Origin of the sequence: Aeromonas sp. s1(2024), from assembly GCF_040908005.1 — a bacterium.
GTDB classification, from domain to species: domain Bacteria; phylum Pseudomonadota; class Gammaproteobacteria; order Enterobacterales; family Aeromonadaceae; genus Aeromonas; species Aeromonas caviae.
In genome coordinates this window covers 1-22,733 of sequence record NZ_JBFOCW010000054.1, presented here as the reverse complement: position 1 = coordinate 22,733, position 22,733 = coordinate 1, and the positions used below count along the sequence as shown (strand labels likewise).

The 22,733-nt window shown below is 47.4% G+C and carries 20 protein-coding genes; 18 read left to right on the top strand and 2 right to left on the bottom strand.

Features of this window, described 5'->3' with window-relative positions:
- Positions 1-309: 309 nt before the first annotated feature.
- Positions 310-1,692, bottom strand: a complete 1,383-nt coding sequence (locus AB5Y70_RS12865; RefSeq protein ID WP_368176020.1) for an ATP-binding protein — start codon at positions 1,690-1,692, stop codon at positions 310-312.
- Positions 1,692-2,366, bottom strand: a complete 675-nt coding sequence (locus AB5Y70_RS12860; protein ID WP_368176019.1) for a response regulator — start codon at positions 2,364-2,366, stop codon at positions 1,692-1,694. The genes AB5Y70_RS12865 and AB5Y70_RS12860 overlap by 1 nt, the downstream gene beginning before the upstream one ends.
- A gap of 868 nt (positions 2,367-3,234) precedes the next feature.
- Between AB5Y70_RS12860 and rfbB the strand changes: the two genes are divergently transcribed.
- From rfbB to AB5Y70_RS12770, 18 genes are all read left to right on the top strand, one after another.
- On the top strand, positions 3,235-4,356 hold the full coding sequence (gene rfbB / locus AB5Y70_RS12855; protein ID WP_368176018.1) for a dTDP-glucose 4,6-dehydratase: 1,122 nt from the start codon (positions 3,235-3,237) through the stop codon (positions 4,354-4,356).
- Positions 4,356-5,219: a glucose-1-phosphate thymidylyltransferase RfbA gene (gene rfbA, locus AB5Y70_RS12850; protein ID WP_247631685.1), complete on the top strand. Its 864-nt coding sequence runs from the start codon at positions 4,356-4,358 to the stop codon at positions 5,217-5,219. The genes rfbB and rfbA overlap by 1 nt, the downstream gene beginning before the upstream one ends.
- A gap of 11 nt (positions 5,220-5,230) precedes the next feature.
- A complete protein-coding gene (rfbC, locus tag AB5Y70_RS12845) occupies positions 5,231-5,782 on the top strand; it encodes a dTDP-4-dehydrorhamnose 3,5-epimerase (RefSeq protein ID WP_247631686.1) in 552 nt (183 codons plus the stop codon).
- A gap of 2 nt (positions 5,783-5,784) precedes the next feature.
- Positions 5,785-6,612, top strand: coding sequence for an NAD(P)-dependent oxidoreductase (locus AB5Y70_RS12840; RefSeq protein ID WP_247631687.1), 828 nt, complete (start codon positions 5,785-5,787; stop codon positions 6,610-6,612).
- Complete coding sequence (locus tag AB5Y70_RS12835) at positions 6,613-8,070, top strand: flippase (RefSeq protein WP_368176017.1); 1,458 nt, start codon at positions 6,613-6,615, stop codon at positions 8,068-8,070.
- A complete protein-coding gene (locus AB5Y70_RS12830; RefSeq protein WP_270674552.1) occupies positions 8,039-8,680 on the top strand; it encodes a CatB-related O-acetyltransferase in 642 nt (213 codons plus the stop codon). The genes AB5Y70_RS12835 and AB5Y70_RS12830 overlap by 32 nt, the downstream gene beginning before the upstream one ends.
- 81 nt (positions 8,681-8,761) lie before the next feature.
- Positions 8,762-9,394, top strand: coding sequence for an acyltransferase (locus AB5Y70_RS12825; protein WP_280094080.1), 633 nt, complete (start codon positions 8,762-8,764; stop codon positions 9,392-9,394).
- Positions 9,395-9,421: 27 nt separating this feature from the next.
- The gene (locus AB5Y70_RS12820; protein ID WP_247631690.1) at positions 9,422-10,381 is read left to right on the top strand and encodes a hypothetical protein; all 960 of its coding nucleotides are present in this window, start codon (positions 9,422-9,424) and stop codon (positions 10,379-10,381) included.
- A 1,118-nt stretch (positions 10,382-11,499) separates the two neighbouring features.
- Positions 11,500-12,597, top strand: a complete 1,098-nt coding sequence (locus tag AB5Y70_RS12815; protein ID WP_247631691.1) for a glycosyltransferase — start codon at positions 11,500-11,502, stop codon at positions 12,595-12,597.
- Positions 12,598-12,608: 11 nt separating this feature from the next.
- Positions 12,609-13,424: a glycosyltransferase family A protein gene (locus AB5Y70_RS12810; RefSeq protein ID WP_247631692.1), complete on the top strand. Its 816-nt coding sequence runs from the start codon at positions 12,609-12,611 to the stop codon at positions 13,422-13,424.
- The gene (locus AB5Y70_RS12805) at positions 13,421-14,035 is read left to right on the top strand and encodes a DapH/DapD/GlmU-related protein (protein ID WP_270674554.1); all 615 of its coding nucleotides are present in this window, start codon (positions 13,421-13,423) and stop codon (positions 14,033-14,035) included. The genes AB5Y70_RS12810 and AB5Y70_RS12805 overlap by 4 nt, the downstream gene beginning before the upstream one ends.
- A complete protein-coding gene (locus AB5Y70_RS12800; protein WP_247631693.1) occupies positions 14,025-15,026 on the top strand; it encodes a hypothetical protein in 1,002 nt (333 codons plus the stop codon). Before AB5Y70_RS12805 ends, AB5Y70_RS12800 begins: the two co-directional genes overlap by 11 nt.
- Positions 15,027-15,177: 151 nt before the next feature.
- Positions 15,178-16,410, top strand: a complete 1,233-nt coding sequence (locus AB5Y70_RS12795; protein WP_247631694.1) for a sugar transferase — start codon at positions 15,178-15,180, stop codon at positions 16,408-16,410.
- A 5-nt stretch (positions 16,411-16,415) separates the two neighbouring features.
- Positions 16,416-17,303 (top strand): dTDP-4-dehydrorhamnose reductase, encoded by an 888-nt coding sequence (gene rfbD / locus AB5Y70_RS12790; RefSeq protein WP_201964363.1) that lies wholly within the window; start codon positions 16,416-16,418, stop codon positions 17,301-17,303.
- Positions 17,304-17,454: 151 nt separating this feature from the next.
- Complete coding sequence (rfbC, locus tag AB5Y70_RS12785; RefSeq protein WP_201964364.1) at positions 17,455-18,030, top strand: dTDP-4-dehydrorhamnose 3,5-epimerase; 576 nt, start codon at positions 17,455-17,457, stop codon at positions 18,028-18,030.
- Positions 18,031-18,038: 8 nt separating this feature from the next.
- On the top strand, positions 18,039-19,109 hold the full coding sequence (locus AB5Y70_RS12780) for an LPS O-antigen chain length determinant protein WzzB (protein ID WP_128314142.1): 1,071 nt from the start codon (positions 18,039-18,041) through the stop codon (positions 19,107-19,109).
- A 97-nt stretch (positions 19,110-19,206) separates the two neighbouring features.
- A complete protein-coding gene (locus AB5Y70_RS12775) occupies positions 19,207-20,919 on the top strand; it encodes a PglL family O-oligosaccharyltransferase (RefSeq protein ID WP_201964368.1) in 1,713 nt (570 codons plus the stop codon).
- A gap of 181 nt (positions 20,920-21,100) precedes the next feature.
- Positions 21,101-22,714, top strand: a complete 1,614-nt coding sequence (locus AB5Y70_RS12770; protein ID WP_076611119.1) for an IS1634-like element ISAs25 family transposase — start codon at positions 21,101-21,103, stop codon at positions 22,712-22,714.
- Positions 22,715-22,733: the final 19 nt, after the last annotated feature.

Genomic DNA, 22,733 nt, shown 5'->3' with positions numbered 1-22,733 from the left:
CGTACTCAAGAGGACAGGGTTTCACAGGGAATTGGAAGCTGTCTTCATCCGCTGGGTGCGAATTGTCACCTGACAAGCCTGAACTGTTTCACCGGCCCTCGCGGCCGGTTTTTTTATGCCCGTCGTTTCTGCTCGAGCAGGGGGTGAGGGGAGAGGCTCGTCGGTTTCTGATGGGAGGCAACTTGTCAGCACCATTGCACTCGGCCAGGCATCGCCGGGCAGCACAGGGGAAAGGGTGGGAGAAGGTGAGCGCCGGGATGGCGATGCCCGAATGCGGCAGGGGCCAGGCACTGGCCTGGCCCCGATCTGTCAGGGGAGGGTGATATGGAAGCGGGCGCCGCCGAGGGGAGACTCATCCACCCGGATCTTGCCGCCGTAGCTGTGCACGATTTCGGTGACGACGGCGAGCCCTATCCCCTGGCCCGGGGAGCTGTCGGCCCTGACGCCGCGCTGGAAGATCTGCTGCGACTTGCCGGGGGCGATGCCGGGGCCGTCATCCTCCACCACGATGAGCAGGCCGTTGTCCTGGTGGCCGACATGGACCCGGATCTCGCTGATGGCGAACTTGCAGGCGTTGTCGAGCAGGTTGCCCATCAACTCCATCAGATCGCCCTGCTCGCCGTGGAAGAAGACATCGTCATCGAACTGGAAGCCGGTCTGCAGCTTCTTGTGGCGATAGACCTTGGCGAGGCTGGCCAGCAGTTTCTCGATGAGCGGTACCGGCTCGGTGCCCTTGCTCGCGAGGCGCTTTCGACCCGTGACGGCGCGGCGCAGCTGGTACTGGATGATCTGGTCCATGGTGGTGATCTGTTCGCTGATGTTGTCATGGATGTCGTGGCCGAGCTTGAGCTCCTGGGCGGTGATCTGGATCAGGGCCAGCCGGGTCTTCAAACTGTGGGCGAGATCGTTGAGCGCATGCTGATAGCGCTGGGTCTGCTGGCGCTCGTTTTCCAGCAACTGGTTGACGGATTCGGTCAGCGGCGTCAGCTCCCGCTCGTAGTCCTTGGAGAGCGCCTCCCGCGTGCCGGCACGGATCTCGTCTATCTGCCGCGCCATGGTGCGCAGGGAAGAGAGGCTCCAGAAGCTGGTGAGCAGCAGCAGGGCGCCGAGCAGGCTGTAGGCGAGCAAGGCCTGGCGAATGCACCGGTAGAGATAGTCCCGGGTCTGGGCCTGGTAGCGCTTGGCGGAATCGACCATCACCACGTAGTAGGTCGTGGGGCCGTCGCCGTGGTTGCGCAGGAAGCGCAGGCTGTAGATGAAGTAGCTCTCGCCATTCTTGATGGTGTGCAGCTTGAAGAAATAGTCCTGATCCAGGCCCCCAAGGTACTTCATCAGATCCCGGCAGATGGTCTCCTTGATGGTGATTACCTCGGGCATGTGCAGGCTGGACCAGCTCAACTCTCCATCGGAGCGGCAGATCAGGGTGTCGAGATTGGGGTCGATGGCATCCGGGGTCAGGCCGCCGAGATCCGTGATGGCGTGGGGCTCCGGCTGCTTGGAGGAGAACAGCTTGGAGAGGTTCTCCTGCATGCGGATGCTGGCTTTCTGGGCCTGCTCCTCGGCGTGGCCGAGGTAGAGGATATAGACGGAGAAGGCCATGATGAGCGCGATGACCAGCATGGCGCTCAGCATCAGCTTGAGGTGCAGCGAGCGGCGGATCAGGGTCAGGGGATGCATCATGGCAAGGCGCATCAGCTGCAGGCGAGGTTGAAGATGTAGCCCTGGCGGCGGATGGTGGAAATGGGCTGGATGAGCCCCTCCGGATCCAGCTTCTTGCGCAGTCGGCTCACCATCACCTCTATGGTGTTGGGATCCCCTTCGCCATCCCCGTAGAGCTGGTCCAGCAGTTGCTGCTTAGAGACCACCTGGTGGGCGTTGCGCATCAGGTACTCCAGGATCAGATACTCGAAGCTGGTGAGCACGGTGACTTCGCCGGCGATGGTCAGCTCCTTGCGGGAGAGATCCAGCTCGTAGTCACCCGCCTTCACCCTGGGGGAGATGAAACCGGCGCTGCGGCGCACCAGGGCATTGAGGCGGGCCAGCAGCTCGTCCTTCTGGAAGGGTTTGACCAGATAGTCGTCCGCCCCGGCCTCCAGCCCTTCCACCTTGTCCTGCCAGTTGCCCCGCGCGGTCAACACTATGATGGGGAAGGGGATCTGCTGTTCGCGCAGGCGGCTGATGAGCTGCAGGCCGTCCATGTCCGGCAGGCCGAGATCGATGATGGCCACGTCGATGGGGTAGTCGGTCGCATAGTGCAGCGCCACCTGGGCGTTGTCCGTGCTGTGAACCTGATTCTGGGCCTCGGTCAACAGCGTGGAGAGGTGGTGATTGAGCAGCTTGTCGTCTTCGACCAGTAGGATTTTCATAAGATGCATGATGATAAGGGTCCAGGCTGTCAATTAGAGGGTCAACAAGAAGGAGAGTCAATGCGGATCCTACCTGATCCCCCTGTATCGGGACTGAATCATGCCTGCCTTTGTTTACATCCCCCGTCCTTGCATCGGCAGCCATGCCTTTCGAGTGTCATCGTGATCAATCCATCGAATCAGAGGGGGGACTCTTGGAGTTCCATTGGTGACTTGTTACGACTGTTCTGATCGCAGCAGTGGGGACGGAGACTCGCTGTGCTGTTGCAGCAGGGCTCGCCGTTACAACTTGGCACAAGGCATTCTGGTCATCCTGGACTACAGGCATACGGGTGTAATCAACTGAATAATTTCATTTTTATCGCTTGGCGCTGGTGTTCGGAAGCAACTTCTGGGGATGGGCAAAGAGGGATGTTGAGCGGGAAAGGTCGGAAGGCCGAATGAGTGTCTATTTTGAATCCCTACCGTAAGAGAGGTTTTATGCGATTGTGACTATTCATCCCCGGGCCAAACGAGATAGAATCTCGCCCAAAATCGGGTTTGGGGCTCTCGGTTGCCCAAGATGTGTACAATGCCGCCGCCAGAAATCCCTGGCCGAGTAATGTGATGTAACGCCATTGTGAGGCATCAACCAAAACAAGAAGCTGGAGGATGTGATGACCAACAGCGCGCACAATCAGGTTAAAAGCAGCATGTTGGGAGCTGTAACTCAGGGGCGGTAGCCTAATCATTTACCAGCTCAAATATCTCATCCCCTTTCCATCGGGGAGCATGGAGGGGGTTAAAGACTCCCACCTAAACTAGTATGCAGCACCGCTGCAAACCAAAAATATATCCTTTTCGTTCGATTGCAATCGGGAACCTTTCAATGAAGATCCTTGTAACCGGCGGTGCCGGTTTTATTGGTTCGGCTGTTGTTCGCCACATCATTCGTGACACCCAAGACGCCGTTATCAACCTCGACAAGCTGACCTATGCAGGCAACCTGGAATCCCTGGCGGCGGTATCCAACAGCGATCGTTACGCGTTTGAGCAGGTCGATATCTGCAACCGCGCCGAACTGGATCGGGTGTTTGCCCAGCACCAGCCTGATGCCGTGATGCACTTGGCTGCCGAGAGTCACGTCGATCGCTCCATCACCGGCCCTGCCGATTTCATCGAGACCAACATCGTCGGCACCTATATGCTGCTGGAAGCGGCTCGTGCCTACTGGAACGGCCTGGACGAGACACGCAAGGCAACCTTCCGATTCCACCATATCTCCACCGACGAGGTGTATGGCGACCTGCCCCATCCGGATGAAGCCGCTCCTGGTGAGGCTCTACCGCTCTTTACCGAAACCACCCCTTATGCTCCCAGCAGCCCCTACTCTGCTTCCAAAGCCTCGAGCGACCATCTGGTACGCGCCTGGCGCCGTACCTACGGCCTGCCGACCATCGTCACCAACTGCTCCAACAACTACGGTCCTTACCACTTCCCTGAGAAGCTGATCCCGCTGGTCATCCTCAATGCGCTGGATGGCAAGCCGCTGCCGGTTTATGGCAAGGGCGACCAGATCCGCGATTGGCTCTATGTTGAGGATCATGCGCGTGCACTCTATACCGTGGTCACTACAGGCGTGATCGGCGAGACCTACAACATTGGCGGTCATAACGAGAAACAGAATCTGGACGTCGTTCATACCATCTGCGATCTGCTGGACGAGATGGTACCTCTGTCTCCCTCGCACCTTGGGGGAGAGGGCCGGGGTGAGGGGAGAAGCTACCGCGATCAAATCACCTATGTGACCGATCGCCCTGGCCATGATCGCCGTTATGCCATTGACGCCAGCAAGATGAGCGCCGAGCTCGCCTGGCAACCGCAAGAAACCTTTGAATCCGGTATCCGCAAGACAGTGCAGTGGTATCTGGATAACCAGCAGTGGGTCAACAACGTGAAGAGTGGATCCTATCAGTCCTGGATCGATAAGCAGTACGGGGAGAAGAAGTAATGAAAGGCATTATTCTGGCAGGTGGTTCAGGCTCTCGTCTTCACCCCATCACGCGTGGCATTTCCAAGCAACTGCTGCCGATTTATGACAAGCCGATGATTTACTATCCCCTCTCCGTGCTCATGTTGGCAGGTATCAAGGATATCTTGATCATCACGACGCCCGAGGATTCGGAAAGTTTCCAGCGCCTGCTTGGCAACGGTGAGCAGTTCGGCATCAATCTGCAATACACGGTTCAACCGTCACCGGACGGACTGGCCCAGGCCTTTATTCTGGGTGAGGAGTTCATCGGCCAAGACAGCGTCTGCCTAGTGCTTGGCGACAATATCTTTTTTGGTCAGGCATTCGGCAAACAGCTGCAAAAGGCGATTGCCAATCAGGAAGGGGCCACCGTCTTCGGTTACAAGGTCATGGATCCCGAGCGCTTTGGCGTCGTTGAATTTGATGAAGAATTCCGTGCCAAGTCAATCGAAGAAAAACCGATAAAACCGAAATCGAACTGGGCTGTCACAGGTTTGTATTTCTATGACAACTCCGTTATCGAGATCGCCAAGAGCATCAAGCCGTCTGAGCGTGGAGAGCTCGAAATCACCAGCGTCAACCAAGCATATCTGGAGCGTGGCCAGCTGAAGGTAGAACAGCTGGGCCGTGGCTTCGCATGGCTTGATACCGGTACCCATGATTCTCTGATTGAAGCTTCTCAGTTCGTGCAAACCGTTGAAAAGCGCCAAGGATTCAAGATCGCATGTCTTGAAGAGATTGCGCTTAACAATGGTTGGTTGAACCGTGACCAAATCAAGGATATTGGCAGCAGTATGGTGAAAACCGGTTATGGCAAGTATTTGTTGAGTCTGATCAAATAAGAGATGCCGACATGAATGTAATCAAAACAAAAATTGCAGACCTGCTGATTATTGAGCCGAAAGTGTTTGGCGATGAGCGCGGTTTCTTTTATGAAACTTACCAGGAAGCGCGTTACAAGGCCGCCGGAATCACGCCGGATTTTGTTCAGGACAACCGCTCGCGTTCTACACAAAATGTCCTGCGCGGTCTGCATTTCCAGAAAACCAAACCACAGGGAAAACTGGTCACTGTGACCCTGGGCTGTGTATTTGATGTTGCCGTCGATTTGAGGCCAGACTCTCCTACTTTTGGTCAGCATGAATCTGTCTTGCTGACGGGAGAAAACAAGGTTCAGTTTTACATTCCGCCTGGATTTGCCCATGGTTTCTGCGTGCTGAGTGAAACGGCCGATTTCCAATACAAGTGTACTGATTACTATGACCCGACCGATGAAAGCGGGTTGCTGTGGAATGATCCCGCACTGGGGATCGAGTGGCCGTTGACGGCGCCGCTGTTGTCACCGAAAGACAGTGTGCAACCCACGCTGGCCCAGATCCGTGACAACCTGGTGAATGGGTGGTGAGCATGAAACGTTACACAGTGTTTGGCGGGCGGGGCTTTATCGGCAGCGAGATCGTCAGCATGCTGGAAGCTGCCGGCCAGGATGTGTGGGTGCCTACGCGCGACGATGCAAGCGTATTCGATACCGATCTGGGGACTGTGATCTACAGTGCGGGACAGGGTGACTGCAAGAATGCCCCGTTGGGCGTGTTTGATGCCAACTGCCGCTTGCTGGCCGAACTGCTGGCTCGAGGTAAGTTTGAACGCCTCCTCTATGTCTCTTCAACCCGCGTATATATGAACCAGGACTCCTCTGCAGAAGGAGATGACCTGAAGGTATGCGCCGATGATCAACGTCGGTTGTTCAACCTGACTAAACTGGTATCAGAAGAGCTTTGTTTGAAAAGTGGTCGTGACATAACCATCGTCAGACCGAGCAATGTTTATGGCGTAGCCCTGCATAGTCCACTTTTCCTACCGGCGATCACCCGTAATGCGATCAATCATGGCAAGGTTGACATGTATATTAGCCATGATTATGCCAAAGACTATGTTTCAGTGATGGATGTGGCAACTACATGCATATATTTATCTAAGCATCCAGCTAGCCTTGGTAAAATAATAAATATTGCATCTGGATTTAATGTTACGGCACAGCAAATTGCAGATGTACTGCAAGAACATACTGGATGTGCCATTAATTGGAACAAAATTAAGTTTCCCAATGAAGTATTTCCTGTGACAAATATAAGTTCTCTACTTTCTATTTTACCAGACTACTCTCCTAGAAATGTTCTTTCCGACATAGAAAGTATGATTGTAGAGTTTAAAGATAAACTGATGGATCTTTAAATGAGTGGCTTTAATCGACTTATTAAAAACTCAATATCTAACATTATAAATGGATTTTCAAATGTCATTTTAGGAATAGTGGTTTCTCCATTTATATTGAAAAATCTTACATTAGAACAGTTTTCTGTTTGGTCGTTAATCTTACAATTTGGACTTTTCATTAGTTTCCTTGGATTCGGTGCTCAAATTGCTGTTGGTCGATTTACATCGCTGGCTAAGTTCAATAATGATGATACATTGTTTCGGAACACAATCTCTAACTCATTAGTCATTTGTTTTTTAAGCATGAGCATTGCATTTGTTGCAATAATATGTGCAGTGATAAATTTTAATTTTTTTATCCCTATAACAATGAATGATGGTAATCTGGAATATGAGATTTCTTTTGTTGTGGTATGTATATCATTTACTCTTGGATTGCTATCATCTATATTCTCCGGGTATTTCACGGGTATAGAAAGAAATGATATAATAGCGACTATCAATTTGTTCTCTAGAGTTTTTCTTGGCTTTGCTATAATATTCTTTTCAAGATATGGTCTTCTGCCGATGGCCATATCTTATTTTTTAGTAAATTTTATTTCATATGCAATTATTTTTACTGAGTACAAAAAGAGAGAGAAATCAAGAATCATCTTAAAAATATCTGATGGAATGAAAGCTCTGTTGTCATTTTGTGGCGGATTGGCTATATGGAATTTAGCGCAATTTTTCATATCAGGCACTGGAGCTTTTATTGTTGGGAAATATGACTTTCAACATCTAGCATATTATATATTGGCACTCACGTTAATTAATGCAGTTGTGGGGATAGCTGGTGCCATTATCAATCCAATAATACAACCCGTTGTAAAATTAAATGCTAAAGGGTTACATAATGAGGTAGATAATTTAGTTGTAAAGCTATCATTGCTGTTGTCAGTTCTCATCGTTATTGGGTTAAATATATCTCACTATGCATCTGAAATTGTATTAAATTTATGGGTTGGCGCCGACAAAGCTGGACCAACAAATCAAATATTCAATTACCTTCTTGCAGCCTTTTCGATAAGGATCGTTGTGTCACCTTATGGCATGAAACTTGTGGCAGAAGGCAAACAGCTTAGGATTTCTCATTATCCCCTTATGGAGGGAATTATTAACTTATTGTTATCCATCTTCTTTGTAAAAAAATTTGGAGCGATAGGTATTGCATATTCAACAATGTGTTCAGCTCTTTTATTAATGGTTGCATATGCATATAAATTCTCATCAGAAAGTGCTCTTAGAAATAGCATGGTGAAAATATCAATACCGTTCTTTATAATACCAATGCTTTCTCTATCTAGTGTTTTTTTATTGGGATATTTCCCCATGTCAGAAATAGTTCTATTTATCCAATTGTTGATCCTCATTTCAGCAGTATTTCTTTTGCGAAGGATTATTTATGATATTCGAAGGGTTATTAACATTATTTAAAATGGAAGTTAGCAGGAAAAAGATAATAATAAAATCTGAATTCTATAAGAGAAAAAATAAAACATCTAGTTTTGAAGATAAAAGTATACTTTTTGGCCGTGCTAATATACTACGCTCAGAGGTGGGGCGATATACATATTTAGCGGGTAGTGGTTTTATAAGTCATACCCGTATTGGCGCATTTTGTTCCATCGCTGATGGCGTAAAAATAGGACTAGGCTCACATCCTATAGATTATATATCTACACATCCAGTGTTTTATTCTGTTGAAACTATATTTCCCTATCAGTTAGTTGATAAATCAATTTTGAAAAAAGTTAAATTTTCTGATGAATTAAAGCCAGTAGATATTGGGAATGATGTCTGGATTGGTACCAATGCTATTATTTTGAACGGTATTTCAATAGGAAATGGTGCTGTTATTGGTGCTGGTGCAGTTGTCACAAAGAATGTCCCTGATTACGCTATTGTGGGGGGGGTTCCTGCTAAAGTCATTAGGTATCGAAATGTTCCAGAGAAAGTCGATGGTAAAGATTGGTGGGATCTGGATGACATACAACTAAAAGAATATATTGAAAGTCATTATAATTATTCACAAGCGAGTATGTGAAGATATAAGTTTCTATATTGTAATGTCATATATGAATCGATATATATAATTTTGTGACTAACTCTTATAGAGGGGGGGGAGATGAAAATTGCAGATAAAATAAAAATGTTTTTTCTTTTAAGTCCATTCAAGAGATATCAGTATATAGAAAACTTATATTTCAAACTTAAGATGCGATTTTTCTATCGTTTGTTTTTTTTACATAGCGGGCGGGGCAGTTTGATTAGAAAACCACTTTTCCTGACGCCAGAATTTATTCATTTAGGTCGCAATGTATTTATTTGGGATGCCGCGAGAATAGAAGGTATAAAAAGTCATGAAGATCAAAAGTTCAATCCTAAAATAACAATTGGAGATGGTGTAACTATTCAGCAGCGATGCCATATTACTGCTGCTGGCGAACTATTTATTGGTGATAATTGCTTGATCTCTTTTGATGTCATGATACAAGATACTGATCATGTATATTCAGATATTACCATTCCCATAGGGTTACAGCCTTTATCTGTAAGTCCAACTATAATTGGAGAGCAATGTTTCATTGGTAGTGGTACGAAGATCATGGCCGGCAGCCATTTAGGAAAGCATTGTATTGTTGGGTGTAATTCTGTTGTCCGAGGTCATTATCCTGATTACTCTGTCTTAGTTGGTAATCCAGCAAAGATAATAAAAAAATTTAGTATCAATAATTCTCAATGGGAGCGAAATATTTAACGCTTTTCATTTATGTGGAGGCAAGATTTGAGACTGTTATTTATAGCTCCAGAATTCAACATATATCACCTGGAAATTGTCAAAAGATTAGAAAGACATGGCTACCGCGTAGATTATTTAAAAGAAAAGAAGATAGGTTTTCTATGGGATATTCTGCATAAAATTAGCTATAGAGTTTATGAGGCTTTACAAACAACAATTTTATTAAATAGTTTGAGAGAATTGAAATCGAAAAATTATAAATATAACGTACTTTTTGTTATAAGAGGAGAGTTTGTCGATCAGCGAGTTATTGATTATCTAAATCGAGTTTTTATTTTTGAAAAAAAAATATCTTATCAATGGGATTCAGTAAAGAATAACCCGCAAGCAGTTACTCATTTTAGAAATAATTTTTCGATGTATTCATTTGATCCAGACGATTGTAGGGTATTTGGATTTCACTACCAACCTCTTTTCTACATAAAATCTGGTAGTCATGACATTGTACATTCGTACGACTTAAGTTTTGTTGGTGTTTATACAGAAGAAAGATTGAATATAATAAAAAGAATACATCAGTTGTACTCAAAAAAAATAAAGATAAAGATAAAGATAAAGATAAATCCCCTTAAGTATCTTTCATTAAAATTTTTTGAGAAAAAATTACAATATGTTCCCAGTGATTATTTCACATTTTCCAACATAAAATATCATAATGTTTTGTCAATAATGGAAAAAAGCTCTATAGTGCTAGACATCTCACATGTCACTCAATCAGGTCTAACAATGAGGACAATTGAAGCTATAGGTTGTGGGAGCAAACTATTGACAAATAATTATATGATCCGTAAAGAAAAGTTCTATGATGAAAATATGATATCTTTATACGATATAAATGATTTTTCATTAGATATAAACTCTATTCTTAAAAGAAAAGTAAGCCATTATGAGAAGAAAGATTATTCCATAGATGCTTGGTTAGGTAGTTTATTGAGGTCGGATTGAATGCTAATTAATAAACGAGCTCTAGTCATTAACTTAGTTTTTGTTCTAACCGTATTTTCTTTATTTATACTCAATAATAACAGACAAGATCCATCTAATTTGTTTTTTTTGAACTCAATATTGTCATTGTTTACTTTTATATTTTTATTAGTTATTCCGTTTTATATTTATGATAATTTATTGGCCAAAGTAAGAATTGTTGATTTTGTTTTATTCTCATTAATGCTCTTTAGTGTAGTGTTAGCCATAATATATAGAGGGTATTTAGTTATACATTGGGTGTACTTGTCTATATTTTATATTATAATGTCAGAGCGATATTATTCAATCTCGTATAAACTAAAGTTGACCTTTGTCGGTGTTGGCACAATATCAGTGTGCCTTCAGCTACTAATGTTTGATCTAGATGGACGTCCCGTCCTAAGTTATATTGACTCTAATTATTCGTCGATGATGATTTTTTTGTTCTCAGTGTATGTTTATTATAACATTGGGCGAATATATTCTATAGCTCCATTTATTATTGGTGTTGTAACACTAAGTCGGGCATATGTATTAGTTTGTTTGTGTTTTTTTATACTTAACATTCTTATGAAATTTAATTTCATTAAAAAAATAATGTTATTTTTGAGCCGCGCTTGGGTTTCGTGCATCATCATTATATTTCTACCATTGGCTATTAATTATTTCTTTGTTTCATATGTGCCTCCAGAGTCTGCGCATGTTACTACAGTCGATGAGAAATTTTCTGGAAGTTTGATTGACCGTTCTAATCTTGATCGATCTCTAGCTTCGGTTCTTTTTATTGAGCAGTTAATTACCAAGCCGATGAACTATATATTTGGCATTGATATTGATTGGTATTTGGATAATGTGTTTAAAAATTCACCTCATCACTCAGTATTTCAGATGACATTAAACTATGGATGGCTTTTTTCTATTCCTTATATATGCATTTTCTTATCATGTTGTAGAAGAGTTTGTGTTAATAATAATGAAATTCTACCATTCTACCTGTCTTTCCTTATCTATATTATGACTCTGGGAGGAGGAATTTTTGGGATGACATTAGTTTTTATGGCATTCATTTTCAGATCGCAAAGAGTAGGGAGGGGAGGGTGAACAACAAAGAGCCAAAAGGGAAGATAATATTTATCACTCTTGATATAACCTTGCTAGGTGGTATTGAGAGAGTTATTTCTGTTTTGACTGAGCAGTTTGTTAAAGATGGTTATGATGTAGACATCTATTCTATTTTCAAAGTAGGGGATAATCCATCATATAAATTCCCAGAAAATGTAAATATAACGTATCTTACTCAGAAGAAATATTTAGGTAAGCTAGAGTTATATTACAATATCCTTCGCTCGGTAATAAAAATTAGACAGTTATCTGAGGGGCATTGTGTTATCAGTACGCTGACAAATATAAGCTGTATTTATGGTGTTCTTAATTATTTTAAATATGCTGAATTTATTGCTGCTGAACACTCTCAATACAATGCACATTCATTTTTAGTAAGGCTGCTAAGAATACTTGCGTACAAGAAATCAAATTATGTAGTGCCACTTACAGAACATGACGTTAATATTTTTTCTAAATTTATTAGTACTGATAGAATAAAATTAATTAACAATCCATCTTCATTTAAATCAATATCGATATCAAGCTCTCTAGCCTCAAAACGCCTCGTCTCAATTGGTCGGTTGGTCGATGTAAAAAACTATTCGTTCATGCTGCAAGAGATAGCTCCTTTCTTATTGAAGAATACTGACTGGTGTTTGGAAATTTATGGAGATGGAGAGCTAAAGCCTGTTCTATCAGCGTATGCCGATGTATTGGGTATTTCTCAGAATGTTAAATTTAAAGGCTTTGTTGAAAACGTGAATGAATGCATTGCCGGTTCTTCATTCTATTTATGTTCTTCAAAAACAGAAGCATTCCCAATGGCATTTTTAGAGGCCTTATCCCTTGGTATTCCAATTATCTCAGTTAACTGTCCATTTGGGCCAAGAGAAATAATAAACGATGGTTTTAATGGTTATTTACTTGATTCCGACACTATATATAGTGACTTTTACTCATGCCTACAATCAATAAAAGAAGATGAACTTATTTATAATAGCCTACAGAAAGAGGCTTTTGCGTCATCCAAAAAATATGAGGTTAGTTTAATAGCTTCAAAGTGGTATGAGTTAATCCCATTTAAAATATAGGTGGTTTCAGCGTGAAGTTGAGCATAATAATACCGTCATATAATTCCGAACGTACAATTGTATCTGCGCTTGATTCAGTTTATCTACAGAATGTCAGTAATGATGACTTCGAGGTTATAATCATTAATGATGGTTCTACAGATAACTCGCTTGCAGTTATAGAATCATTCATTAACATTAGATCCATCAACAATATAAAGGTTATTACTCAAGAAAATGGTGGTGTCGCGTCTGCTAGAAATACTGGTATTCGTATATCAACTGGGCAATATATTGCTTTTCTAGATTCAGATGATGTTTGGCTGCCTGGTAAGATAAGATATCAGATAGATTTGATGGATTCTGATGATTCCATTTCTCTTTGTGGTGGAAGGTTTAACTCTACAGGTCTAGATGTTTCAAAATTCGCCAAGATAGCTGATGACGTATATGTGATAGACTTTAAAAGCCTAATTACTAGAAACTATTTTCAGCCATCAACAGTTATGTTTAGAAGTAGTATATTGCCTAGTGTTGGACTCTTTAAAGAGGGGATGAGGCATGCGGAGGAGGGATTGTTTTTTTATAACATTGCATACTCTTACAGATGTGTTTTTATTGATAAACTCCAAATAAACTTTGGTGGTGGGAAGTCTATGTTTGGAGAAAGTGGCCTAAGTGGAAATTTGCTCTCAATGGAAAGAGGAGAGCTTCATAACTACTTATCGATCTTTCGGGATGGTAAAATATCGCTTACTAAATACATCTTCTTGGTCATATTCTCACTGTTAAAATTTATAAGAAGGGTTATCATATCGAGTCTTATAAGGCTGAGAAAACAAAAATGAACTATTATAAACATTATGGTTTTTGGGGTGGGCTTAACTTATTTATATGTAAGTTATACACAATGATATTTTTTAGTCGATCCAAAATAATAAGATTACCATTTGAGTGCAGGGGGAAAAGGCTGGTAGATTTTGGTGTTGGTTTGAGTACGGGACGATATTGCAGAATAGAAGCTTACGATAGTTCAGAAAATCACAATAAACTTACCAAGTTATCTTTCGGTCGTGACTGTCAGATTAATGACTCTGTGCATATTGTCGCTGCAGATAAAGTCGAGATTGGTAATAATGTTTTGATCGCAAGTCGGGTTTTTATTTCTGACCTTAATCATGGCTCTTATTCAGGCGATTTACACTCACACCCAGATTCTTTTGCTGCTCAACGAGCTTTGAGTACATCTCCTGTTATTATTTATGATAATGTTTGGATTGGGGAGGGAGTGGTAATTCTACCAGGGGTTAAAATTGGCCAGTCATCAATCATTGGTGCGAATGCCGTCGTTACAAAGGATATTCCTGATTACTCTATTGCTGTTGGTAACCCCGCAAGAGTTATAAAAAAATATAATTTCTCATCTTTGAAATGGGAGGGGGCGTTCAATGGCCAATAACTGTATTTTTATCTGCCCAGATTTTTTTAATTACAAGGGGTTAATTGAGAAAGAGCTTTCTTTGAGATATGAAAAAGTATATTCTTTTTCTGACAGACCAGAATGTAGCTCATTACTTAAGGCCCTTATAAAATATAACGTCCTTCATTTTCAAAAAATTTATTCAAGAAAGCATTCAACACTGATTCTTGATTATCTATCTGATAGGATGGATGATATATCTACAGTTTTCATTGTAAAAGGAACCTGTATAGATAGAACTTTTCTTACTCATCTTAAAATCGCCAAACCAAAAATAAATATTGTTGTTTATTCATGGGACTCCGTAAAAAATGCACCAAATTTTTTAGAATTATCAAAGTCGGCAGACTCAGTTTTTAGCTTCGATCCTGAAGACTGCCTTAAATATGGATTTTCTTACATGCCATTATTTTTCTATAAAACTATGGAGAGAAATAGACATGTAATCACCAAAAAATATGACTTTTCTTTTGTTGGTAGTTATCATAGCGATCGAGTTGCTGTATTGAATCGCTTCTTATTAAATCACCCTAATGCTAATTCTTTCATAAAAATATTCTTCCAAAGTAGATTGCAGTATTTGTTTTATTTTTTTTATGATAGAAATTTAAGATGCATGCCAGCATCTTGGCTGACTTTTAATGTACTATCCAATGCAGATATAGAGGGTGTTTATAGAGAATCTACATACGTTATAGACATACATCATCCATCACAATCAGGATTGACTATGCGTACATGGGAAGCCCTATCATCAACAACAGCGCTTTACACTACCAATATATTTACTTTATTACATGGCATGTCAGGAGATGTTAGGTTTATTGAGCGTCGTAGTGGCTTGGAACTAGACCGAAATATTGTTTTAGATAGAGTGAAAGAGTATCAATGTTTATTGGGCGATGCTACATCTCCATTTGATGTCGAAGCATGGATTAATCATTTATTAAAAAATGTTCGCCCGATATAAATGCTGTAAAGTATTCGCTACGGTTTTAAATGTTTAATGTCCAGTAATAAATATACTTAAACGTAATTGCTAGTGCGAAATATAGTTATGATAATGGATTGTGAGGTTATAATTGAGCTATCTCAGACGTCATTCACGCTGGTATGAGCGTATGTTATTTAGCGCTACTTCTCTTTTCTTCATTGGGGGAGTGCTCGCTGTTTGTTTACCTGCTATCGAGCGCTGGGGCTGGGAATTTTGGCGTCATCTTGATGCGGTTAGAGTTAATACTCTGTGTGGGGCCTTTATTGCATTCTTGCTGACGGGGATTGTTCTTCATCGCTTTCTACGTTATCCAGGTGCCAGCCCGGTTGCCTATATGATCCCTACAGTGACCACCCTCTACGGTGCACTGGTCGGGATCCTCTTCTTCTTACGCTTACCTTACAGCCGGCAGGTACTGTTCGAGTCGTATGTGGTGGCCCTGCTCTGCTGCTGGTTGGCTTACTTCATCGGTCGTCGTTACCGGACTCCTAAGTATGCCTTATTGCCCTTTGGTGACTACCAGGCCTTGACTCGGCACTCTTGCGTACAGTGGCGCCTGCTGGATGAACCGGATTTGGGTGCCGTTCGCTATGACGCTGTGGTGGCAGATCTACGGGATGAAAAGTTGGCGGGTGAGTGGGAGCGTTTCTTGGCTCGGTGCGCCTTGGCCCATATTCCCGTTTATCATATCAAGCAGATCAGTGAGGCGCTCACTGGTCGAGTGAAGATTGATCACTTGCACGAGAACCAGCTTGGTTCCCTCTTGCCTTCGCCCGTCTATGCCTTCATTAAGCGTGGTATGGACATCCTGGCTGCGTTGATCGCGATCCCGCTCTTCTCGCCCTTGATGCTGGTGACGGCAATCCTCATCAAGCTGGAGAGCCCAGGCCCCGTGATGTTCCTGCAAAACCGGGTGGGGAAGGGCAACAAGGATTTTTGCATCTACAAGTTTCGCAGCATGTGCAAGGATTCGGAGAAGGCCGGTGCTCAGTTCGCCCAGGATGGTGACATGCGCGTCACCCGGGTGGGCAAGGTGATCCGCAAGCTGCGTATCGATGAGTTGCCGCAGTTTTTCAACGTGCTCAAGGGGGATATGAGCCTGATTGGGCCAAGGCCGGAACAGCGTACCTTTGTCGATCAATTCGAGCGGGAGATCCCTTTCTATATGTATCGCCACATAGTGCGGCCGGGAATTAGCGGTTGGGCGCAAGTGGTACATGGATATGCAGCCGACGCCGACGACACCCGCATCAAGATCGAGCACGATTTTTACTACATCAAGCACTTCTCTCTCTGGTTGGATGTGCTCATCGTGTTCAAGACCATTCGGACTATCCTGACAGGTTTTGGTGCGCGGTAAGCGAGGTGCGGATCTTGCTATTGGGGGCTCGTGGCCAGTTGGGGCAAGCCCTTTCCAGAGCGTTGTTGGATGGAGAGTCGAGTTGGCAACTGATTGCGCCAGATAGAGATGAGTGCAGTCTTGTCAATCACTGCGCATTAGTGGCATTTATTGGTCTGGCTCATCCTGACGTGATTATCAACGCCGCCGCCTATACCCAAGTCGATCAGGCAGAGAGCGAGCCAGAGATGGCCTACAAGGTCAATGCGCAGGCGGTCGCGGCATTGGCCGAAACGGCAAGACGGGTTGGCTCTCTGTTGGTGCATTTTTCCACCGACTATGTCTTCGATGGTCGCGGTGACAGGCCTTGGCGAGAAGAGGATAGACCGGCTCCCCTCAATGTCTATGGATTGAGCAAGTGGCAAGGGGAGCAGGCCATTCAGGCCAGCGGTTGCCGCCATCTGATCCTGCGTACCAGCTGGCTGCACAGCCCCTATCGGCACAATTTTGTGAAAACCATGCTGCGCTTGGGGCAGGAGCAGGCTTCTCTCTCCGTGGTCTGTGATCAGATAGGGGCGCCCACTTCCGCAGCCATGTTAGCCAGGGTGACGCTGACTGCTATCGAGCAGGCGTTGGGTAACCCGGCGTTGGATGGGCTCTATCATGTGACCGCTGCGGGGGAGACCAGCTGGTACGACTATGCCCGCTTTATCTTTGCCGAGGCGAGAAAACAGGGGAGTGATCTCAAGATAAGCGAACTCAATGCCGTGCCAACTCACGCCTATCTCTCAGCAGCCAAGCGGCCACTTAACTCCCGCCTTGATACGACCAGGTTTCGTGATGCCTTCGGTCTCGAGCTGCCTCACTGGCATAAGGGCGTTGAGGATACGTTGCGCCAGCTTTTGCAGAGGTGATGGATCGTTACTTATGCTGATGTGCAAGAAAAGAACGTTAGAAGAACCCCTCCCTGGCCCTCCCCTTGGTAAGGGGAGGGCATTTTTTGCTCTTCCTTTACCAAGTGGGGAAGTCGTGTAGGAGGAAGGCCAATATTACAGAGTCGGTTTGATGGAATTTATTTCTCTGGCTATTCCCGATGTGGTGTTAATCAAGCATCGGCAGTATGCCGACGAGCGTGGCAGTTTTATGGAGCTGTTTCGCCAGCAGGAGTTTGCCGCTTATTTCGGTGGCCACGGTGTTGACGGCAGCCGCGATATTTTTTTCGTGCAGGACAATCTGAGTCGTTCATGCCGAGGGGTGCTGCGCGGCCTGCACTATCAGGTCGAGCGGCCGCAGGGCAAGCTGGTGCAGGTGATCTCCGGCACCATCTTCGATGTGGCGGTTGACTTGCGACCGGGCAGCGGTAGCTATGGTCAGTGGGTAGGGCAGTATCTTGATGCCGACGAGCCCATGTCCCTCTGGATCCCCCCCGGCTTTGCCCACGGCTTCTATGTAACAAGCGAGGAATCAACGGTGCTCTACAAATGCACCGACTATTACTGTCCCGAATATGAGCGGACACTCAATTGGGCTGACCCCGAGTTGGCTATTGCCTGGCCGCTGATGGAAAATATACCCTTGGTCCTGTCTGACAAGGATCGTCAGGCCCCCTTTTATTCACTCTCCAAACTGATTAGGAAATGACCGCTGTTATGACCAACAAAGAGATAACCCCCAACTCTGACGCTCAATTGCCACTGGGCTGGCAAGCCGCTGCTGATGAAATCGACTTGCGTGAATTGGTGCTGGTGTTGTGGCGCCAGAAATTGTTGATCCTGATCGTCACCGCGCTGTTTGCCTCAGCGGGGATAGGTTATGCCTTGTTTGCACCCCAGCAGTGGTCCGCAAAGGCGGTGGTTGCCGAGCCCAAGCAAGAAGATACGCTAGTGCTGCAAAATGCCGCCGTACGGGCAGCATTGGTGGGGTTAAAAGGAGTGCCAACTGGGGAGCAGGCCTATAAGGCATTCATCATGGAATTCAATGCCTATGAAAATCGTCGTGATTTCCTTGAGAAGAGCGCGCAATTCAAGCAGGCGATCAATGAGCTGCAACTCGATGATAAGGCTCAGCGGCGCTGGGTGCGGGAGTGGGCCAAGTTGGTGGCCGCGACGCCGGTGGATAAGAAGGGGGAAACGCCTGGTATCGAGTTGACCTTTGCTGCGGATACCGCAATGGGCTCGCTGGCGCAATTGCGTGGCTATATCGACTACATCGTCGAGCTGCAACGCCAAGAACTCAAACGGCAGTTGGATCTTGAGAAGATCACCCTGATTGAAACGCTCCAACTCCAACAGCGCTTGGTGAGTGAGGATGCCCGCCGAGTACTGAAGCAAGAGATGGATCAGACCATGTTGTCGCTGCAAATTGCCAAGGCTGCTGCAGTGTCGCACCCCTTGGAAAATTATAGTGCCGAGGCTCGTTTCCCGATTGCCTTGGGTGATAAGGGGCTAGAAGAGAAGTTGAAGTTGCTCGGAACCATTGAGCTGGCCGTTTATGAACCCAAGCTGAGTGAATTGCAACAGCAGATTTCCCGTTTGAAGGGGATCGATCTCGAGGCTGTGCAATTTACCCCCTTCACCTATCTCGATACTCCTGATGAGCCCCTGAGCCGCGACAAACCCAAACGCCCGTTGATCGTGGTGCTGGCCACCCTGCTCGGCGGTATGCTGGGGGTGGGGATTGTGCTGGTGCGTCATGCGTTTCGCAGGCCGGAACAGGTATAGTGTTTATCTATGAGCGAAGGGGGCATCAGCCCCCTTTTGTTTTTTGGGCGCAGCACATGGGAGTTGCCTGTATGGATGAAAGGGGCCGCAAAAAATGATGACAACGACGAGGGGCATGGTGATCGTCAGCGCCCTTTACTGGCTGCTGGGCATGCATTTCTTTATGCATAACCCGGGGGGGGCCGGGCTCTATCTACCCTTCAATGCCTGGGGCTGGATCTTCGCCAGCCTGGTCATCGCCCTCGGTCTGTGGCAGGTGACGCTGCGCCAGCGGCTGGTGATCTCATCCTTGCAGCTGGGGCTCTGGCTGGGGGCCTTGCTGTTGTTGTTGCCCATGGCCTATCCCGGCTTCGAGCTCCAGGATTACGCCATCCCGCGCCTGCTGGGTCTCTTCGCCGGTTTGCTGTTCCTCTTCGGCCTCTACCAGTGGCGGCTGGAGCGTCCGGCCCGCGACAGGCTGCTCTATCTGCTGCTCGGGGCCGTCGCCATCGAGGCGCTGCTCGGCCTGGTGCAATATTACCTGCTGACGCCGGGCAACTGGATAGGCTATGACATTCGGGCCAACCGCCCCTACGGCATCTTCCAGCAACCCAATGTGATGGCGAGCTTTATGGCGACCGGGCTGGCGCTGGCCATCTGGCTGGAACTGCGAAAGGAGGATAATCCCTGGCTCCAGGCGCTGCGCTATGGGGTGATAGTGTCCACCAGCTTGCTGCTGGTGGTATTGCAATCCCGGGTAGGGCAACTGGGCGGGGCGCTGGCTCTTATCCTGCTTGTGCCGCAGCTCTATCGTCAGTGCCAGCTGGGCCGGATGCTGGGATTGGCCGGGCTGGGCATCGCCCTGGGCTTGCTGTCCCTCTATGGGTTGGCGGGAGCCAAGCGGGGGCTCGAGATCTACCAGTCCGGCGGCATGCGCTCGGTCTACTGGCCCTATGCTGCCAGGCTCATCGCCGAGGCGCCCTGGACCGGCTGGGGCTACGGCAGCTTCGAGTCCGTTTTTCTTCAGCACTACATGGCCGACAAGGCGCTGAACCCCGCCATGGTGCAGATCGAATACAACCTGGATCACCCCCACAACGAGTTTCTCTACTGGGCGGTGGAGGGGGGGCTGGCCCCCATGCTCGGCATGGTGCTGATGGGGGGCGCCCTGCTATGGCGGCTGGGTCGTGCTGGCATCGTCAGGGGGGCGGCCTTGCTGGCCCTGGTCACGCCCATCCTGCTGCATACCCAGACCGAATATCCCTTCTACCACGCCATTGCCCTGTGGTGGGCGCTGCTGCTGCTCATCCATGTGGTGGATGCGGAAGTGGAGGAGGAGGGGCTGGCCGGCCACGCCAACTGGCGGGAGCATGTCTGTCGCCCCTGGCTCTTGCTGCGCTTCGCGGCCATCGCCATTCCCCTCATAGTCGTGCCCTTTATGCTGACGGCCCTGCACACCGCCTGGGTGGTGACCAAGTATGAGCGGGGCGGTTACAAGCAGCCGGCGCTTCTGCTCGACATCGTCAATCCCATGGCCTGGCTGACCCGGGTGGAGTTTGACGTGAACGCGGTGCGGCTGATGGTGGGCCTGCAGAGCAACAACAAGGGAGAGCTGGAGGCCTATCTCGACTGGGGGCAGGGGTTCGTGCGCCATACCCCCAGGGCCAATATTTACGCCAACATGGTGATCGCCCTCAATGCCCTGGGGAGGCATGAGGAGGCCGATCGCCTGCGGGCCGAGGCCCTGGTGCTTTATCCGGGTGAGCCCTTGCTCACCGGCTCGGCGGCGAGATCCGTTGCCGCGACCCTGGAGCGCAAGCCCTCTTCATAGTCCGGAGTGACAGCCCTCGGTGTCTTTCCATCACGGCCGCCTCGCGGCCGTGATCATTTCCACCCCGGGCAAGCTGGCAGTCAGCTTTGGTGCCGTCATTCCGCACCTGATTTTGCTATTTTCAGTGCTTGACGGCGATCGGCCGTTCTGATCTATTACTCTCTTTTGCAGGTAGATCATCATGGCCGCACCCGCTATCTCGATCCGTAACCTCGATCACCTTGGTTTGGTCGCCGCACTCTGCCAGGAACTGGGCATTGCCCGCATGATCGATGCCTTGCTCCCCAAAACCCCGCCTTTCAAGGTCTCACATGGTGAAGCCTTGGTCGCCATGATAGTGAACGGCCTCGGCTTTCACAGCAGCACCCTGCACATGTTCCCGCAATTCTTCGCTAACAAGCCGGTTGAGCGCCTGATTGGCCCCGGGATCTGTGCTGATGACCTCAATGATGATGTGCTCGGTCGCTGTCTCGATGCCCTCTTTGAGGCCGATGTCAGCGCCTTGTATCAGGTGATGGCGGCGCAAGTTGTCGAGCGGCTGGGGCTCAAAAGCACCGCAGTGCACCTCGATATTACCAGCTTCCACGTCGATGGCGCCTATGACTGTGCCGATGGGGATCTGGTCGGTAAGCTGCAACTGGTGCGTGGTTATAGTCGTGATCACCGGCCAGAGCTGAATCAAGTGATCCTTGAGCTCATCTGTGAAAATCAGGCCGGCCTACCTGTCTATATGCAGGCCCTGAGCGGCAATAGTAATGACACCAAAGCCTTTGCCCAGACCGTTCGTCGCCATTTGAACAGTCTCAAGGCCGCGCAGGAGTGCCGTTATCTGGTCGGCGATGCCGCACTGTACTGCGCCGATACCTTGCAATTACTGGCGCAACAGCAGCAACTATTTGTGACCCGGGTGCCCGTCACTCTCAATGAGGCAAAGCAGGCCGTGGCAACCATAGGTGCACAACCGCTGACCGCTCTGGGCAATGGCTATCATGGCCGTTGGCAACACGCGAATTATGCCGGGGTCGCGCAACGTTGGTTGCTGGTGCGCAGCGAACAGGCCAGCCACCGCGAGCAGCAGACATTGGCCAAAAACCTGCTCAAAGACAGTACCCGCGAGCTCAAAGCCTTCGCCAAATTGTGTGCCCGACGCTTTGCTTGTGAGGCGGATGCCCAAGCTGAGTTGAGCTGTTTTACCGCCAGCTTGATGCTGCTGCAACTGGATGCCGAAGTGGTAGGTGAACCCGTTTATACAGGACGTGGCAGACCCAAGCGTGGCGAAGAGCCAATTGGCCATCAGTTTCAAATCACTGGGTTGGCGGCAACTAGCCTGGCTTGCGTTGAAGAGGCCCGCAACCAGACCGGGGTGTTCATCCTGGCGACCAATGACCACAGCGATACGCTGACCATGGCCGAACTGTTGGCCACCTATAAAGCGCAGCAGAATGTCGAACGGGGCTTTCGTTTTCTCAAGAGCCCGGAGTTTTTAACCTCCTCACTGTACCTGAAAAAGCCGGAGCGGATTGAAGCGTTGCTCATGGTGATGACCTGTAGCCTGATGATTTACGCAGCGTTGGAGCACCGGATCCGGCAGGGATTAGTGGAGCAGAATCGCAGTGTGGCTGATATGAAAAAGAAACCGACCCAGCAGCCGACGGCCCGTTGGATCTTTTTGCGCTTTGGTGGCATCCATGAATATCGACTGGGAGAAGCTCCGCCACAAGTAACGGAGCTAACAGGAGACCAGCAGATCATTTTGGAGGTATTGGGTGAGCGCTATCGGCAAATTTATTCCTAAATCAGGTGCGGAATGTCGG

Bases quoted from the DNA above. Each gene is read 5' to 3' on its own strand.
- AB5Y70_RS12830 (WP_270674552.1), top strand. From the start codon at position 8,039: ATGATATTCGAAGGGTTATTAACATTATTTAAAATGGAAGTTAGCAGG.
- AB5Y70_RS12805 (WP_270674554.1), top strand. From the start codon at position 13,421: ATGAACTATTATAAACATTATGGTTTTTGGGGTGGGCTTAACTTATTT.
- AB5Y70_RS12780 (WP_128314142.1), top strand. From the start codon at position 18,039: ATGACCAACAAAGAGATAACCCCCAACTCTGACGCTCAATTGCCACTG.
- AB5Y70_RS12860 (WP_368176019.1), bottom strand. From the start codon at position 2,366: ATGAAAATCCTACTGGTCGAAGACGACAAGCTGCTCAATCACCACCTC.
- rfbA (WP_247631685.1), top strand. From the start codon at position 4,356: ATGAAAGGCATTATTCTGGCAGGTGGTTCAGGCTCTCGTCTTCACCCC.
- AB5Y70_RS12835 (WP_368176017.1), top strand. From the start codon at position 6,613: ATGAGTGGCTTTAATCGACTTATTAAAAACTCAATATCTAACATTATA.
- rfbC (WP_201964364.1), top strand. From the start codon at position 17,455: ATGGAATTTATTTCTCTGGCTATTCCCGATGTGGTGTTAATCAAGCAT.
- AB5Y70_RS12795 (WP_247631694.1), top strand. From the start codon at position 15,178: ATGTTATTTAGCGCTACTTCTCTTTTCTTCATTGGGGGAGTGCTCGCT.
- AB5Y70_RS12770 (WP_076611119.1), top strand. From the start codon at position 21,101: ATGGCCGCACCCGCTATCTCGATCCGTAACCTCGATCACCTTGGTTTG.
- AB5Y70_RS12825 (WP_280094080.1), top strand. From the start codon at position 8,762: ATGAAAATTGCAGATAAAATAAAAATGTTTTTTCTTTTAAGTCCATTC.
- AB5Y70_RS12800 (WP_247631693.1), top strand. From the start codon at position 14,025: ATGGCCAATAACTGTATTTTTATCTGCCCAGATTTTTTTAATTACAAG.
- rfbB (WP_368176018.1), top strand. From the start codon at position 3,235: ATGAAGATCCTTGTAACCGGCGGTGCCGGTTTTATTGGTTCGGCTGTT.
- AB5Y70_RS12865 (WP_368176020.1), bottom strand. From the start codon at position 1,692: ATGCGCCTTGCCATGATGCATCCCCTGACCCTGATCCGCCGCTCGCTG.
- AB5Y70_RS12840 (WP_247631687.1), top strand. From the start codon at position 5,785: ATGAAACGTTACACAGTGTTTGGCGGGCGGGGCTTTATCGGCAGCGAG.
- rfbC (WP_247631686.1), top strand. From the start codon at position 5,231: ATGAATGTAATCAAAACAAAAATTGCAGACCTGCTGATTATTGAGCCG.
- AB5Y70_RS12775 (WP_201964368.1), top strand. From the start codon at position 19,207: ATGACAACGACGAGGGGCATGGTGATCGTCAGCGCCCTTTACTGGCTG.